16 protein-coding genes are annotated in these 15000 nt (G+C 71.3%); 9 read left to right on the top strand and 7 right to left on the bottom strand.

Annotated elements, in window-relative coordinates; translation table 11 throughout:
- Positions 1-264: 264 nt before the first annotated feature.
- The gene (gene leuA, locus FH610_RS34800) at positions 265-1989 is read right to left on the bottom strand and encodes a 2-isopropylmalate synthase (RefSeq protein ID WP_139579495.1); all 1725 of its coding nucleotides are present in this window, start codon (positions 1987-1989) and stop codon (positions 265-267) included.
- 278 nt (positions 1990-2267) lie between these two features.
- Here leuA and FH610_RS34795 point away from each other — a divergent pair, with 278 nt between their 5' ends.
- Both FH610_RS34795 and FH610_RS34790 read left to right on the top strand, forming a co-directional pair.
- Positions 2268-2513 (top strand): DUF2630 family protein, encoded by a 246-nt coding sequence (locus tag FH610_RS34795; protein WP_139579494.1) that lies wholly within the window; start codon positions 2268-2270, stop codon positions 2511-2513.
- Positions 2514-2587: 74 nt separating this feature from the next.
- Positions 2588-3640, top strand: coding sequence for a GNAT family N-acetyltransferase (locus FH610_RS34790; RefSeq protein ID WP_139579493.1), 1053 nt, complete (start codon positions 2588-2590; stop codon positions 3638-3640).
- Positions 3641-3900: 260 nt separating this feature from the next.
- Here FH610_RS34790 and urtE read toward each other — a convergent pair whose 3' ends face one another.
- The 5 genes from urtE to urtA are packed head-to-tail and all read right to left on the bottom strand — an operon-like array spanning position 3901 to position 8521.
- Positions 3901-4593, bottom strand: a complete 693-nt coding sequence (gene urtE, locus FH610_RS34785; protein WP_139579492.1) for an urea ABC transporter ATP-binding subunit UrtE — start codon at positions 4591-4593, stop codon at positions 3901-3903.
- On the bottom strand, positions 4580-5386 hold the full coding sequence (gene urtD / locus FH610_RS34780; protein WP_139579491.1) for an urea ABC transporter ATP-binding protein UrtD: 807 nt from the start codon (positions 5384-5386) through the stop codon (positions 4580-4582). The genes urtE and urtD overlap by 14 nt, the downstream gene beginning before the upstream one ends.
- Positions 5383-6435: an urea ABC transporter permease subunit UrtC gene (gene urtC / locus FH610_RS34775; RefSeq protein WP_139579490.1), complete on the bottom strand. Its 1053-nt coding sequence runs from the start codon at positions 6433-6435 to the stop codon at positions 5383-5385. The genes urtD and urtC overlap by 4 nt, the downstream gene beginning before the upstream one ends.
- On the bottom strand, positions 6432-7286 hold the full coding sequence (urtB, locus tag FH610_RS34770) for an urea ABC transporter permease subunit UrtB (protein ID WP_139579489.1): 855 nt from the start codon (positions 7284-7286) through the stop codon (positions 6432-6434). Before urtB ends, urtC begins: the two co-directional genes overlap by 4 nt.
- A gap of 8 nt (positions 7287-7294) precedes the next feature.
- Positions 7295-8521: an urea ABC transporter substrate-binding protein gene (gene urtA / locus FH610_RS34765; protein ID WP_139579488.1), complete on the bottom strand. Its 1227-nt coding sequence runs from the start codon at positions 8519-8521 to the stop codon at positions 7295-7297.
- A gap of 182 nt (positions 8522-8703) precedes the next feature.
- Here urtA and FH610_RS34760 point away from each other — a divergent pair, with 182 nt between their 5' ends.
- From FH610_RS34760 to FH610_RS34730, 7 genes are all read left to right on the top strand, one after another.
- Positions 8704-9006: an urease subunit gamma gene (locus FH610_RS34760; protein WP_139579487.1), complete on the top strand. Its 303-nt coding sequence runs from the start codon at positions 8704-8706 to the stop codon at positions 9004-9006.
- The gene (locus FH610_RS34755; RefSeq protein ID WP_139579486.1) at positions 9003-9329 is read left to right on the top strand and encodes an urease subunit beta; all 327 of its coding nucleotides are present in this window, start codon (positions 9003-9005) and stop codon (positions 9327-9329) included. Before FH610_RS34760 ends, FH610_RS34755 begins: the two co-directional genes overlap by 4 nt.
- Complete coding sequence (locus FH610_RS34750; RefSeq protein WP_139579485.1) at positions 9322-11040, top strand: urease subunit alpha; 1719 nt, start codon at positions 9322-9324, stop codon at positions 11038-11040. Before FH610_RS34755 ends, FH610_RS34750 begins: the two co-directional genes overlap by 8 nt.
- Position 11041: 1 nt before the next feature.
- Entirely contained in the window at positions 11042-11902 is an 861-nt protein-coding gene (locus FH610_RS34745; protein ID WP_139579484.1) for an urease accessory protein UreF, read from the top strand.
- Between the two features lie 43 nt (positions 11903-11945).
- Positions 11946-12671, top strand: a complete 726-nt coding sequence (gene ureG, locus FH610_RS34740) for an urease accessory protein UreG (RefSeq protein WP_139579483.1) — start codon at positions 11946-11948, stop codon at positions 12669-12671.
- 5 nt (positions 12672-12676) lie between these two features.
- Positions 12677-13474: an urease accessory protein UreD gene (locus FH610_RS34735; RefSeq protein ID WP_139579482.1), complete on the top strand. Its 798-nt coding sequence runs from the start codon at positions 12677-12679 to the stop codon at positions 13472-13474.
- A gap of 125 nt (positions 13475-13599) precedes the next feature.
- Positions 13600-14082: a hypothetical protein gene (locus FH610_RS34730; protein WP_139579481.1), complete on the top strand. Its 483-nt coding sequence runs from the start codon at positions 13600-13602 to the stop codon at positions 14080-14082.
- Positions 14083-14088: 6 nt separating this feature from the next.
- On the opposite strand, the gene era is transcribed toward FH610_RS34730, so the two are convergent.
- Complete coding sequence (gene era, locus FH610_RS34725; protein WP_139579480.1) at positions 14089-15000, bottom strand: GTPase Era; 912 nt, start codon at positions 14998-15000, stop codon at positions 14089-14091.

The following is a 15000-nucleotide window of genomic DNA, read 5'->3' as shown; positions in this document are numbered from 1 at the left end:
GTGGGGATCGATTCGATGCTGTCGGCACGACGATCGCGGCCGATCAGGACGGCTGTCGCCACCTCGCCGCCGACAGCACGGCACCGACACCGTGTCGATCATGAGACATGCGAAAGGCGGCAGTCGGGGATCTCCCGGTTGCCGCCTTTCGCGTGTTTCCGACAGCCTTTTGGGCCGGTCAGGTCATACGCTTGCGCTTTTGTGCAAGGTCACGGACAGTGAGACCGCAGGTCCTGCCGCATCACTGCGAGATTCAGAGGGCTGTCAGGCGCGGGTGGCGCGGTTCACGGCGGAGATGATGGCCTTGAGCGAGGCGCTCGTCGTGTTCGCGTCGATGCCGACGCCCCACAGGACCTGCGTGCCGTTCGGCCCGCCGACCTCGCACTCCACGTACGACGCGGCCTTGGCGTCGGCGCCCGCGCTCATCGCGTGCTCGGTGTAGTCGAGGACCCGCACCGGCACCCCGATGTTCTCCAGCGCGTCGCAGAAGGCCGAGATGGGGCCGTTGCCGACGCCCTCGATCTCCCTGATCTGGCCGTCGACCCGCACATCGGCGTTGATCGCGTCCTTGTCGTCCACGGTGGAGGTGTGCCGGTGGGCCAGCAGGCCCAGGCGGCCCCAGGGACTCGCCGGGTTCGGCAGGTACTCGTCGGCGAACCGCTCCCACATCTCGGCGGCCGTGACCTCGCCGCCCTCGGCGTCCGTACGGGCCTGGATGACGCGGGAGAACTCGATCTGCAGGCGACGCGGCAGGTCGAGCTGGTGGTCGGCCTTCATGATGTAGGCGACGCCGCCCTTGCCCGACTGGCTGTTGACGCGGATCACGGCCTCGTACGTGCGGCCGATGTCCTTGGGGTCGATCGGCAGGTACGGCACGGCCCAGGTGAACTGGTCGACCGGCACGCCGGCGGCGACCGCGTCGCGCTCCAGGTGCTCGAGGCCCTTCTTGATGGCGTCCTGGTGGGAGCCGGAGAAGGCCGTGTAGACCAGCTCGCCGCCCCACGGGTGGCGGGGGTGCACGGGCAGCTGGTTGCAGTGCTCGACCACGCGCCGGATCTCGTCCATGTCCGAGAAGTCGATCTCCGGGTCGACGCCCTGCGAGAACAGGTTCATCCCCAGCGTGACCAGGCAGACGTTGCCGGTCCGCTCGCCGTTGCCGAACAGGCAGCCCTCGATGCGGTCGGCGCCGGCCATGTAGCCCAGCTCGGCGGCGGCGACGGCGGTGCCGCGGTCGTTGTGCGGGTGCAGGGACAGCACGACCGAGTCCCGGTACGCCAGGTTGCGGTGCATCCACTCGATCTGGTCGGCGTACACGTTGGGGGTGGCCATCTCGACCGTCGCCGGCAGGTTGACGATCACCTTGCGGTCGGGGGTGGGCCGCCACACGTCGTTGACGGCGTTGCAGACCTCGACGGCGTACTCCAGCTCGGTGCCGGTGAAGGACTCGGGCGAGTACTGGAAGTAGATCTCCGTGCCCTCCATCTCGGCCGCCAGCTTCTTGCACAGCTTGGCGCCCTCGACGGCGATCGCGGTGATGCCGTCCCTGTCCTGGCCGAAGACGACCCGGCGCTGGAGGGTGGAGGTGGAGTTGTACAGGTGGACGATCGCCTGGCGGGCGCCGCGCAGCGCCTCGAAGGTCCGCTCGATCAGCTCGGGCCGGGCCTGCGTCAGCACCTGGATGACCACGTCGGAGGGGATGCGCCCCTCTTCGATGATCTGGCGGACGAAGTCGTAGTCGGTCTGCGACGCGGCCGGGAAGCCGACCTCGATCTCCTTGTAGCCCATCCTGACCAGCAGGTCGAACATCTTCAGCTTGCGGTCGGAGTCCATCGGGTCGATCAGCGCCTGGTTGCCGTCGCGCAGGTCCACCGCGCACCAGCGCGGCGCCTCCGTGATGACCTTGTCGGGCCAGGTGCGGTCGGCCAGCCGTACCGGCTCGAACGGCGTGTAGCGGTGGAAAGGCATGGGACTGGGCTGCTGCTCATTCATGGTTGCTCCTCGTCGGGCGCACGGCGAGCCCCGGGCACGACGTTGCCGTCGATTCGTTAGGAAGGGGGCGCCGTTGGATGAAACCAGGGCGGCCGACGCGCATGCCTCTCGCACCGCGGCGAGGGAGCCGGCCTCTTACAGGCCCTCGCCGCGGCGGATAAGAAGGAGTCCGCGCAGCATGCCAAGCAGACTAGCAGACGCCCTCAGCCGGACGAGACACCCGATCACATTCCGAGACGGAGCTCCAGGTTAGGGTGACTCGTGACGAAGGAGGCCACATGAAGGACGACGAGATCCTGAAGCGGATCAGCGACCTGGTCGACGAGGAGCACTCCCTGCGCGAACGACTGGTCGCGGGTGAGCTGACCTCGGACGAGGAGCACAACAGGATCGCCTCGCTGGAGGAGCAGCTCGACCGCTGCTGGGACCTGCTGCGCCAGCGCCGCGCCCGGCGCGACGTGGGCGAGGACCCCGACTTCGCCTCCCCCCGCCCGGTCAACGAGGTCGAGAACTACATGCAATAGCCCCTCACCCACCGCCGTTCCACGATGTGAAAATCAGTCGCGCCCCTGACAAGGGGTGCGGAATTCTTGTCGGCATGCAAATGAAGCGCGTCGCCCCCATCGAGAACGACGCCGAGCAGGGGGAAGACGACCCGGACGGCCCGGCGGGGCACTCCCCTCTGGCCGGTCTGTACGGCATCGCGCGCGCGTGCGACCATCCGGGTCCGGCGATGTCGTGGCGGCACTTCACGGCGAGCGTCCGGAGCGGGTCCGGCGGCGAGCGGGCCGAGGCGTGGGTGGCGTGCGACGGCAGCCGAACCAACGGCAGCCAAATCACCGGTGACCAGGTCGTCGGCGGCCACATTCTCCATTTCCCTCAGGACGACAACACTCATCTCGCCCTGCTCCGGCTGATGACGCATCCGGGCCGCAGGCGCGAGGGAATCGGCGTCGCGCTGCTCGACCACGCGATCGGCCGGGCGCGCGACGAGGGCAGGCGCGTCCTGATCGCCGAGGCCACGGCGGACGGTCCTGGCGCGGCGTTCGCCAAGGCCCGCGGATTCTCCCCCGCCTCCACCGAGACCCGGCTGGTGCTCGACCTGCGCACGGCCGACTGGTCCGGCCTCGAACTCCTCCGCGCCCGGGCCGTACGGCACGCCACGGGCTACTCGCTCGAACGGTGGGCCGGGCCGACTCCCGACGACCTGCTCGGCGACATGGCCTGCCTGGCGGAGGGCATGAACGACGAGCCGCTGGGCGACCTCGCGATGGAGGACCAGCGGTGGACCGCCGACCGCGTGCGCGCCCGCGAGGAGATGCTCGCGCGGGCGGGCCAGCGGACGTACACGATGATCGCCCGGCATACGGCCAGCGGAGAGCCGGCGGGGTTCACCCAGCTCGTGGTGGACGCCGAGCGGCCGGAGGGATGGGCCCGTCAGAGCTCGACCACCGTCCTCGCGCCGCACCGCGGCCGGCGGCTCGGCCTGGTGCTCAAGCTCGCCAACATCACCTGGTTCCGTGCGTGCGAGCCGTTCGCCGAGCGTGTGATCACGTGGAACTCCGTCGCGAACCCGCACATGCTGGCGATCAACGAGGCGATGGGCTTCGAGGTCTTCGACACCTGGCACCAGTGGCAGCTCGACATCTGACTGCCCTTTTCGCTCGTCATTGATTGACATCTGCTTGAGGCCGTTGATTCCACGGTTGATCTGCCGTGGCGGCTCGACGGTGTTCGCCCATCCTGCCCCGCCTCACGGCGGCGTCGCCGGAGACGACGGAGGAAGCGGTCGGGCCGTGCGCAGTGCCGGGTCCGGACGGCCCCCACCGCTCCCGCGGTGCGGAGCCTCCGGCGCGGCCAAAGGCGTTCACACGTGCGATCGCTTCCTCCCTTCCAGGGTAGGCGCCGAGGTCAGACGGACAAAAGCCGGTGGACCTCCTCGTCCTGGAGCTCTCGCGCGGGGCCGGACCTGACGACCCGCCCGGCGTCGAGGATCACGAACCCGTCGGCCAGTCGCAGCGCGAGGTCCAGGTACTGCTCCACCAGCAGGATCGCGAGACCGGTCGCGTGCAGGCGTTCGACGGCCTCCTCGATCTCCAGGATGATCGACGGCTGGATGCCCTCGGTCGGCTCGTCCAGGATCAGCAGCTTCGGCCGGGTGACCAGGGCCCGGGCCATCGCGAGCTGCTGCTGCTGGCCGCCGGACAGGAAGCCCGCCGGCCGTTTGAGCAGCGGCTTGAGCCGGGGGAAGACCTCCAGGGCCTCCTCCAGCGCCGCCCGGTCCCCGTGCGCGGACGCCTCCAGCGTGACCAGGAGGTTGTCCATCACGCTGAGCTGGGGGAACGTGTCGTGACCCTGCGGCACGTAGCCCATGCCGAGCCGTACGCGCTGGTCCGGGCGCAGCCGGGTGACGTCCCTGCCCTCGAACGTCACCCTCCCGCCGGTCGCCGGGAGCACGCCCATGACGGTGTCGAGCAGGGTCGTCTTGCCGACCCCGTTGCGGCCCATCACGCAGACGAGGCGACCGGCCGGCACCTCCAGCGAGACGCCGAAGAGCACCCGGGCCCGGCCGTACCCCGATTCCAGTCCCTCAACGGACAGCATCCTCGGCACCCTCCCGCGCCCGTCCCAAGTAGATCTCCTGTACGCGCGGGTCGGCCCGCACCTGCTCGACCGAGCCCTCCGTCAGCACCCTGCCCTCGTGCAGCACGGTGACCTGGGAGGCGTAGCGGCGTAGGAAGTCCATGTCGTGCTCGACCACGACCACGGTGTGATCGCGGGCGACCTCGGTGAGCAGTTCGCCGGTGCGCTCGCGCTCGCCGGAGGACATGCCGGCGACCGGCTCGTCGAGCAGCAGCAGCCGGGGCCGCTGGACGATCAGCATGCCGATCTCCAGCCACTGCCGCTGCCCATGGGACAGCACCCCGGCTCTGCTGCCCGCCAGCCCGGCCAGGCCGGTCGTCTCCAGCGCCGCCGTAACCTCCTCCGACACCTCGCGCCTGCGGCGCAGCAGCGACCACAGCGGGCGGCGGAACGACGCGGCCAGGTCGAGGTTCTCCAGCACGGTGAGCTCCTCGAAGACCACCGAGGTCTGGAAGGTGCGGCCCACGCCGAGCCGGACGATCTCGTGCTCCCTGCGGCCCACGAGGTCGTGCCCCTCGAACCGCACCGAGCCCCCGGTGGGCCTGGTCAGGCCCGTGATCACGTCGATGAGGGTGGTCTTCCCCGCGCCGTTCGGCCCGATGAGGAAGCGCAGCTCACCCCGGCCGACGGTCAGGTCCACGCCGTCGAGCGCGCGGAAGCCGCCGAAGGCGACCTCCAGACCCCTGATTTCCAGTAACGCGGTCTCCGGTAGCGCGGTCTCCGGTAGCGCGGTCTCCGGTAGCGCCTCGGTCACGCCCGCACCTCCCTTCTCCGTACGAGATTGGCGGCCAGGCCCGCGATGCCCTTGGGCGCCAGCGTCATGACGAGCACGAACAGGGCGCCCTGCAGGTAGAGCCAGGCGTCCGGAAGCTCCTCGCTGAAGTACGTCCGCGCGTATCCCATGACGACCGCGCCGAGCACCGCGCCGGCCAGCGCGAACCGGCCGCCGACCGCCACCGCGACGACGAGTTCGAGCGAGGGGACGACACCGAGCAGGGCCGGCGAGATGATGCCGACCACGGGCACGAACAGCGCCCCCGCGATGCCGGCCATGCCCGCCGAGACGGCGAAGGTCAGCGTCTTCACCGTGGCCGGGTTGTAGCCGAGGAAGCGCACGCGGTCCTCGCCGTCCCTGACCGCCAGCAGCAGCCGTCCGAACCGGCTGCGGACGAGTTGCCTGGCGCCCAGGTAGAGCGCCCCGAGCACGACCGCGACGAGCAGGTAGAGGCCGCGCTGGGTCTCGTCGGCCGCCACGTCGTTGCCGAAGAAGTCGAAGAAGTTGGTCAGGCCGTTCGTGCCGCCGGTCAGCCCCTGCTGCCCGACCAGCAGGATCACCAGCGCCGCCGCCAGCGCCTGGGTGAGGATCGCGAAATACGCCCCGCGTACGCGCTGGCGGAACACCAGCGCGCCGAGCAGCAGCGCGACCGCGGCAGGCAGCACGACGACCATGGCCAGTGCGAAGACCGGGTTGCCGAACGGCTTCCACAGCGCCGGCAGCTTCTCCACCCCGCTCCAGACCATGAAGTCGGGCAGGTCCCCGGCGGCGTCGTTGAGCTTGAGATACATGCCCATCGCGTAGCCGCCGAGGCCGAAGAACACCCCCTGCCCGAGCGTGAGCATGCCGCCCTGTCCCCAGGCGAGGCCGATGCCCAGCGCCACGATCGCGTAGCAGAGATACTTGGCCAGCAGGCCCAGTCGGAACGGCTCCAGCAGCAGCGGCGCCGCCACCAGGGCGAGCACCGCCACGGCCGAGAACACCGCCGGGCCCAGCCATCGGCGTGCGGACTGCTCCGGCGCCGTCATGTCAGTGCCCGCGACCGGACGAAGAACAGCCCCTGCGGCCGGACCTGCAGGAAGCCGACGATCGCCACGAAGACCACCACCTTGGCGAGGCTGGCGTCGCTCCAGAACTCGGCGTAGGAGTTCAGCAGGCCGAGGCCGGCCGCGGCCAGCACCGCGCCCCGAAGCTGGCCCAGGCCGCCCGCGACGACCACGAGGAACGCGTCCACGATGTAGTACGTCCCGAGCGTCGGGCCGACCGGTCCGATCAGCGTGAGGGCGACCCCCGCGACCCCGGCGAGCCCCGAGCCGATGAAGAACGTCCGCTGGTCGACCCGCCCGGTGTCGATGCCGCTCGTCGCCGCGAGTCTCCTGTTCTGCATCACCGCCCGCATGCGCCGCCCCTGCCCCGTCCTGTTCATGTACGCCCAGATCGCGAGCACGGACGCCGCGGCGAGCGCCATGATGAACAACCGGTTGTACGGCAGGATCCCGATGCCGCCGCGCAGCCAGGCGGGCGAGGAGACCTGCACGTTGGGCGCCCCGAACAGGTCCCGGGCCAGTTGCTGGAGCATCAGGCTGACGCCCCAGGTGAGCAGCAGTGTGTCGAGCGGGCGGCCGTAGAAACGCCGGATCAGCGTGCGCTCCAGGACCAGGCCCATGAGCCCGGCGACCACGAACGCGGCCGGGAGGGCGATCAGGAAGCCCACGCCCTGGAGCAGGTAGGCCGTGTAGGCCCCCGCCATGATGAACTCGCCGTGGGCCATGTTGACCACGCCCATCTGCCCGAACGTGAACGTCAGGCCGAGCGCGATCAGCAGCAGGACCGCACCGATCGACAGCCCGATCGGCAGCTGGTTGAGCACTCCCTCCATGTCGGCCGTCAGACCAGGCCGCCGGCCCAGGAGTACGTCTTGAGGTAGGGATCCGGCTTGATCGGTTCGCCGGAGTTCCAGACCTCCTTGATCTGGCCGTCCGGCTGGACGACCCCGATGCGCGCGGTCTTGTAGACGTGCTGGTTGTCGCCGTCGATGGTGACCTTGCCCTCGGGGCGGTCCAGGGACACGCCGCCGGCGGCCTTCTTGACGGCCTCCACGTCGGTGGTCCCGGCCTTCTTGACGGCCTCGGCCCACAGGTAGACGGCGTTGTATCCGGCCTCCATCGGGTCGGAGGTCACCTTGTCCGCGCCGTACTTCGCCTTGAACGCGGCGACGAACTTCTCGTTGGCCGGGGTGTCGGTCGTCTGGTAGTAGTTCCAGGCCACCAGGTGCCCTGCGACGTTGTCGACCCCGATGCCCCTGACCTCCTCCTCGGCCACGGACACCGACATGACCGGCATCTGGTCGGCGCTGATCCCGGTGCTCTTGAGCTGCTTGAAGAACGCGACGTTGCTGTCGCCGTTCAAGGTGTTGAAGACCGCGTCCGGCTTCGCCTCGACGATCTTGTTGACGAGCGTGCTGTACTCGGTGTGCCCGAGCGGGGTGTACTCCTCGCCGAGGACCTCCATCCCGTTCGCCGCGGCGTACGCCTTGATGATTTTGTTCGCGGTTCTCGGGAAGACGTAGTCGCTGCCCACGAGGAAGAGCTTCTTCTTGCCCTTCTCCTTCAGATAGTCGAGTCCCGGGACGATCTGCTGGTTGGTCGTGGCGCCCGTGTAGAAGATGTACGGCGAGCTTTCCAGTCCCTCGTACTGGACCGGATACCACAGCAGCGCCTTGCGCTTTTCGAAGACGGGGAGCATCGCCTTGCGGCTCGCCGACGTCCAGCCGCCGAAGACGGTGGCGACCTTGTCCTGGGCGATGAGCTTGGTGGCCTTCTCCGCGAAGGTCGGCCAGTCGGACGCGCCGTCCTCCACGACGGGCTCCAGCTTCTTGCCCAGCACGCCGCCCGCCGCGTTGATCTCCTCGATGGCGAGCAGTTCCGCGTCCCTGACCGTGACCTCGCTGATGGCCATCGTGCCGCTGAGCGAGTGAAGAATGCCCACCTTGATGGTGTCGGAGCCGCCGGACGAGGCCGCCGTGTCATTCGTGGGCGATTGCCCGGCACAGGCCGCGAGCGTCACGGCCGCGAGCGTGAACGCCGCTCCGGTGCGCCATAATGAGTTACGCAAATGCCTCTCCCTTGCCGCTACGGTCCCCACGCCGATCCGTCTGCCGTCAAGGTGAGCGCGCGGTATTTCCCGCCGAAATCCCGGCGGTTAACAACTCATTAGCGAAGGCTCACCGCCGTCCGGATACGCAGACGAAATCAGCGGGTAACGCGGGGGAAACGCCGGGTACTTATCGTCCCGCCATGCGGCTCACTCCACACGAACAGGAACGGCTCCTCATCCACGTCGCCGCGGGCGTGGCCCGCGAGCGCAAGGAGCGCGGCCTTCGCCTCAACCATCCGGAGGCGACGGCCCTCATCGCGTCCTTCCTCCTGGAAGGCGCCCGCGACGGCCGCAGCGTCGCCGACCTGATGGACGCCGGCCGCAAGGTCCTGCGGCGCGAGGACGTCATGGAGGGCGTGCCCGAAATGCTGGAGTCCGTCCAGATCGAGGCCACCTTCCCCGACGGCACCAAGCTCGTCACCGTCCACAACCCCATCACATGAGCACGCCCGGCGAGATCGTGTGCGGCGACGGCGACGTGCCGCTGAACCCCGGCAGGGAGCGGATCACCCTGAGAGTCGTCAACACGGCCGACCGGCCGGTGCAGGTCGGGTCGCACTACCACTTCGCCGCGGCCAACCCCGGCCTGGAGTTCGACCGCGAGGCGGCCTGGGGCACCCGCCTCGACATCCCGGCGGGCACCGCGGTCAGGTTCGAGCCCGGGGTGGAGCGCGACGTCACGCTGGTCCCGATCGCCGGCCATCGGGTCGTACCGGGCCTTCGTCCCGAGTGGGCCGGGCCCCTCGACGGGAGGACCGATGTCTAGCGTCGAACGCTCCCGCTACGCCGCGCTGTACGGCCCGACCACCGGCGACCGGGTGCGCCTGGCCGACACCGACCTGTACGTCGAGGTGACCGAGGACCTGTCGATGGGGCCCGCCGGGGCGGGCGACGAGGCCGTGTTCGGCGGCGGCAAGGTCATCCGCGAGTCGATGGGGCAGGCGCGCACCACGAGGGCCGAGGGTGCGGCCGACCTCGTCATCACCGGCGCGGTGATCCTCGACCACTGGGGCGTGGTCAAGGCCGACATCGGCGTGCGCGACGGCCGGATCGCCGCCATCGGCAAGGCCGGCAATCCCGACACCATGGACGGCGTCCACCCGGACCTCGTCATCGGCCCGTCCACCGAGATCCTCGCGGCCAACGGAAAGATCGTCACGGCGGGCGCCGTCGACTCCCACGTCCACCTGATCTGCCCGCAGATCCTCGACGAGGCGCTCGCCTCGGGCGTCACCACGATCGTCGGCGGCGGCACAGGACCCGCCGAGGGCACGAAGGCCACCACCGTGACCGGGACCTGGTATCTCGGCCGGATGCTGGAGTCGCTGGACGCCTACCCGGTCAACGTGGCCCTGCTCGGCAAGGGCAACACGGTCAGCGAGGAGGGGCTGCTCGAACAGCTCAGGGCCGGGGCGTCGGGCTTCAAGCTGCACGAGGACTGGGGCACCACCCCGGCCGCCATCGACGCGTGCCTGCGGGTGTGCGACGCCACCGGCGTGCAGGTCGCCATCCACACCGACACGCTGAACGAGGCGGGGTTCGTGGAGTCGACCCTGCGGGCCGTCGGCGGCCGGGCGATCCACGCCTACCACACCGAGGGCGCGGGAGGCGGCCACGCTCCGGACATCATCACGGTGGCCTCCCACGCCAACGTGCTGCCGTCCTCCACCAACCCGACCCGTCCGCACACCGTCAACACCCACCACGAGCACCTGGACATGCTCATGGTGTGCCACCACCTCAACCCCTCCATCCCGGAGGACCTGGCGTTCGCCGAGTCGCGGATCAGGCCGACGACGATGGCGGCCGAGGACGTCCTGCACGACATGGGCGCGATCTCGATGATCGGCTCGGACTCCCAGGCCATGGGCCGGGTCGGCGAGACGATCATCCGTACCTGGCAGACGGCCCACGTGATGAAGCGGCGTCGCGGCGCGCTGCCGGGCGACGGCCCGGCCGACAACCTCCGCGCCCGCCGCTACGTCGCCAAGTACACGATCAACCCGGCGATCGCCCACGGCCTGGACGCGGAGATCGGCTCGGTGGAGCCCGGCAAGCTCGCCGACCTCGTCCTGTGGAGCCCGGCCTTCTTCGGGGTCAAGCCGGACCTCGTCGTCAAGGGCGGCGTCATCGCGTACGCGCAGATGGGCGACGCGAACGCGTCGATCCCGACGCCGCAGCCCGTGCTTCCCCGGCCGATGTTCGGCGCGGCCCCGGCCACCGCCGCGGCGACCTCGCTGCACTTCGTCGCGCCGCTCGCGGTGGAGGACGGCCTGGCGGGCCGCCTGGCCGTGGGCAGGCGACTGGTCCCCGTGGCCGACGTACGCGCCCGGCGCAAGGACGCCATGCCCCTCAACGACGCCCTGCCGGACATCCGGGTGGACCCCGACACCTTCGCCGTACACGTGGACGGCGAGCTGATCGAACCCGCCCCGGCCGAGTCGCTGCCCATGGCGCAGCGCTACTTCCTCTTCTGAGATGAACGGGGACGCGGCGCTGCTGCTGCTGGCCGACTCGCGGCTGCCTGCGGGCGGGCACGCCCACTCGGGCGGCGTGGAGGAGGCCGTGCGGCGGGGCACGGTCACCGGCGCCGGCGACCTGGCGCGGTTCCTGCGCGGCAGGCTCGCCACCGCCGGCCTCGTCACCGCCGCCCTCGCCGCCGCCGCGTGCGAACTGGCCGCCGTCGACAGCGGCGGCAGTGCCGGCCGAGAACTTCGCGCCGCCTGTGACCCGGGGCCACCGCCCGCGGACGACGCCGCGGACGGCGTTCCGCTGTGGCGGCGGCTGGACGCCGAGGCCGACGCCAGGACCGCCTCGCCCGCCCAGCGGGGGGCCGCCCGCACGCAGGGGCGGCTCCTGCTGCGCACGGCCCGGCGGATGTGGCCCTCGGCCGCCCTGGACGCGCTCGCGCGGGCCGTGCCGGAGGGCCCGCACCACCCCGTCGCGCTCGGCGCGGCGGCGGCCTCGGCGGGCTGCGCGCCCCGCCAGGCCGCGCTGGCCGCCGCCTACACCTCGGTCACCGGCCCGGCCACGGCGGCCGTGCGGCTCCTCGGCCTCGACCCGGTCACCGTGCACCGCCTGCTCGCCGATCTCGCCCCCGCACTCGAGGACACGGCCCACGTCGCCTGCGCGTCGCTCGACGACGCGGTCCCGGCGGACGACGAGCCGGACGGGTGCGGGGCGGGGCATCACCAGGGACGGCAGCCTGGACGCCACCCTGAGCGGCAAGCGGCCTGGCAGGCGGCGCGATGGCACGCGCTGCCGGGGCACAGCGCGCCCGCGCTCGACCTCCTGGCGGAGGGACACCTGACCAACCCGATGAAGCTTTTCGTCTCCTGACGTTTCCGCACCGGCCACCGCACGAGAAAGAGCAGGTACCCGCATGGGCGCTCACCACGACGACCTCCACGACGCGGCCGAACCACACGGGCGGGCGCTCCGTCTCGGCATCGGCGGGCCGGTCGGCAGCGGCAAGACCGCCCTGGTGGCGGCGCTGTGCCGCAGTCTCGGGCCGTCGCTGCGGCTCGGGGTCGTGACCAACGACATCTACACCACCGAGGACGCCGACTTCCTGCGCCGCGCGGGGGTCGTCGACCCCGAGCGGATCCTCGCCGTGCAGACCGGCTGCTGCCCGCACACCGCCATCCGCGACGACATCGCGGCCAACCTGGACGCCGTCGAAACGCTGGAGGAGCGGTTCGGGCCGCTCGATCTCGTGATCGTCGAGAGCGGCGGCGACAACCTCACCGCCACGTTCAGCCGGGGCCTGGCCGACCGGCAGATCTTCGTGCTCGACGTGTCGGGGGGCGACAAGGTGCCGCGCAAGGGCGGGCCGGGGGTGACCTCGGCCGACCTGCTCGTCGTCAACAAGACCGACCTCGCGCCGATGGTGGGCGCCGACCTGACCGTCATGTCCCGCGACGCCGCGGCCGTGCGGGACGGCAAACCGGTGCTGTTCACGTCGATCAGAGAAGACAGAGGCGCGCACAGCGTGGCGGAGTGGGTGACGCACATGGTCGACGCCTGGCGGCGCGAGCACGGCGAGCCGCACCACCACGCCGTCCAGAGCGCCGTCCAGAGCGCCGCCCGGCAGGCTCCGGCGTCCTGACCGGCATGACGGCCGTCACCGCGCGTGCGCTGATCAGGACGGAGGCCGCAGGCGGAGGCCGGACCCGGCTGGAGACGCTGCGGTCCGACCCGCCGCTGACGCTGCGGCAGACCGGTCCGCGGCGGGTCCACCTCGTCTCGACGGGCGCGGGCCCGCTGCGCGGGGACCACCTCGAACTCGGCGTGGACGTCGCCCCCGGCACTTCGCTGGAGGTCCGCTCGGTGGGCGCCACGCTGGTGCTGCCGGGTCTCGCGGACACCCCTTCGGTCATGGTCGTGCGGGCGCGGGTCGGCGCGGGCGCCACCCTGCACTTCTCCCCCGAACCGACCGTCCTCGCCGCCGGATGTGTCCACCGCCTCGTCGTACGGCTCTCGCTCGCCGAGGACGCCACGGTCTTCTGGCGGGAGGAGATCGTCTTCGGGCGGCACGGCGAACGGCCGGGACGCGGCCGCGCGCGGTTCGACGCGACGGTGGCCGGACGGCCCCTGCTCCGCCAGGACCTCCTGGTGGGCGAGGAGGCGGTGGACGGCAGCCCGGCCGTCTACGGGGACGCCCGGTGCGTCGGCTCGACCCTGATCGCGGGACCCGCCTGGGCCCCGCCCGCCGTGCCGGACGTCAAACGCGAGCGGCGGGCCGCCCTGGGGGACGGCTGGGCGGCGCTGCCGCTGGCCGGTCCGGGCGTGCAGGTCTGCGCGCTCGGCGCGGACGCGGTCCAGCTCAGGGAGCGGCTGCGGCGCGGCGAGGAGGCCGCGGCCACCTCCCCACCGACCACCCCACCTGCCACCTCGGCTCCCGATGGCTGAACCCTGCCACCACTGGTGCCACCACTGGTGCCGCCCAGGTGCCCGACGCCCCGCCGACCGGCCCTGAGCGGCTCCGAGGCACGCAAGGGCTGAAACCGGCCGCCTCGGGCCGTAGCCTGGTGATCGTGTCGGAACCCACGCAGCATCCCGGCAGGCCGCGGCGAGGCACCAGCGTGGCCGGCGTCCTGCGGGCCGCCGGCGTGTTCGTCGCGGGGTTCGCGCTGGCCGTGACCGCGCTGCTCCCGTGGGCGGGCCTCACCGCCGAGTTCGGCATCCTCGACGCGTCGCTCACGCACGCCGTGCGGGGCGTGGACGCGGGCCCCGGCTGGTTCGTGCTGGGCGCCGGGATCACGGCGATGCTGCTCGGCGTGCTCGGCGCGACGCGAAACTGGCTGTTCACCGGGCTGGCGATCCTGCCCGGCGCGGTGGCCGCCTTCGCGCTGGCCATGTTCCTCGCCGACCCGCGCGACCTCGTGGGCCGGCTCGACTTCCAGATCTCCGGGCTGCTGCGGGTGCACCCGACGATCCAGTATGGCTGGTTCGCCGGCCTGCTGGCCTCGGTCGCGCTGGCCGTCCTGGCCGCCGCCGCGCTGCTGCGCCGCCGGTGACGGCCGTCAGTCGTAGAAGCCGAGACGCCGCAGTTGCTTGGGATCGCGCTGCCACTCCTTGGCGACCTTGACCCGCAGGTCGAGGTAGACGCGGGTGCCGAGCAGCCCCTCGATCTGCTGCCGGGCGCGGGTGCCCACGTCCTTGAGCCTCGTGCCGCCCGGGCCGATCACGATCGCCTTCTGCGAGGGGCGCTCGACGAACATGTGGGCGTACACGTCGAGGAGGTCGTCGCGGCCCTCCCGGGGGTGCATCTCCTCCACGACCACCGCGATCGAGTGGGGCAGCTCGTCGCGCACGCCCTCCAGCGCCGCCTCCCGGATCAGCTCGGCGACCAGCACCTGCTCCGGCTCGTCGGTCAGCTCCCCGCCGGCGTACAGCGGGGGCGACTCCGGCAGCCGCTTGACGAGCACGTCGGCGAGGACGTCGAGCTGCTCGCCGCCCTGCGCGGACACCGGGACGATCTCCGCGAACTCGGCCAGCGCGGACACCGCGAGAAGCTGGTGCGCGACCTGCTCGCGGGTGGCCAGGTCGCACTTGGTGACGACCGCCACCACCGGGGTCTTCTTGACGGCGGCGAGCTTGTCGACGATGAACCGGTCGCCCTTGCCGATCGGCTCGTTCGCCGGGACGCAGAACCCGATCACGTCGACCTCGGTGAGCGTGGACAGCACCAGGCTGTCCAGCCGCTCCCCCAGGAGCGTGCGGGGACGGTGGAACCCGGGGGTGTCCACGATCACCAGCTGGGCGTCCGGCCGGTGGACGATGCCGCGGATGGCCCGCCGCGTGGTCTGCGGCTTGGACGAGGTGATCGCCACCTTGGTGCCGACCAGGGCGTTCATCAGCGTGGACTTGCCGACGTTGGGCCTGCCGACGAAGCAGGCGAAGCCCGCACGGAAACCGCTCGATTCGGCGTCCAC

The sequence above is a fragment of the Microbispora catharanthi genome (assembly GCF_006334915.2).
GTDB classification, from domain to species: Bacteria; Actinomycetota; Actinomycetes; order Streptosporangiales; family Streptosporangiaceae; genus Microbispora; species Microbispora catharanthi.
This window is presented reverse-complemented; position numbering and strand designations above follow the sequence as displayed.

Coding starts and splice junctions, on each gene's coding strand:
- leuA (WP_139579495.1), bottom strand. CDS start 1,989: ATGAATGAGCAGCAGCCCAGTCCCATGCCTTTCCACCGCTACACGCCG.
- FH610_RS34795 (WP_139579494.1), top strand. CDS start 2,268: ATGAAGGACGACGAGATCCTGAAGCGGATCAGCGACCTGGTCGACGAG.
- FH610_RS34790 (WP_139579493.1), top strand. CDS start 2,588: ATGCAAATGAAGCGCGTCGCCCCCATCGAGAACGACGCCGAGCAGGGG.
- urtE (WP_139579492.1), bottom strand. CDS start 4,593: ATGCTGTCCGTTGAGGGACTGGAATCGGGGTACGGCCGGGCCCGGGTG.
- urtC (WP_139579490.1), bottom strand. CDS start 6,435: ATGACGGCGCCGGAGCAGTCCGCACGCCGATGGCTGGGCCCGGCGGTG.
- urtB (WP_139579489.1), bottom strand. CDS start 7,286: ATGGAGGGAGTGCTCAACCAGCTGCCGATCGGGCTGTCGATCGGTGCG.
- FH610_RS34760 (WP_139579487.1), top strand. CDS start 8,704: ATGCGGCTCACTCCACACGAACAGGAACGGCTCCTCATCCACGTCGCC.
- FH610_RS34755 (WP_139579486.1), top strand. CDS start 9,003: ATGAGCACGCCCGGCGAGATCGTGTGCGGCGACGGCGACGTGCCGCTG.
- FH610_RS34750 (WP_139579485.1), top strand. CDS start 9,322: ATGTCTAGCGTCGAACGCTCCCGCTACGCCGCGCTGTACGGCCCGACC.
- FH610_RS34745 (WP_139579484.1), top strand. CDS start 11,042: ATGAACGGGGACGCGGCGCTGCTGCTGCTGGCCGACTCGCGGCTGCCT.
- ureG (WP_139579483.1), top strand. CDS start 11,946: ATGGGCGCTCACCACGACGACCTCCACGACGCGGCCGAACCACACGGG.
- FH610_RS34735 (WP_139579482.1), top strand. CDS start 12,677: ATGACGGCCGTCACCGCGCGTGCGCTGATCAGGACGGAGGCCGCAGGC.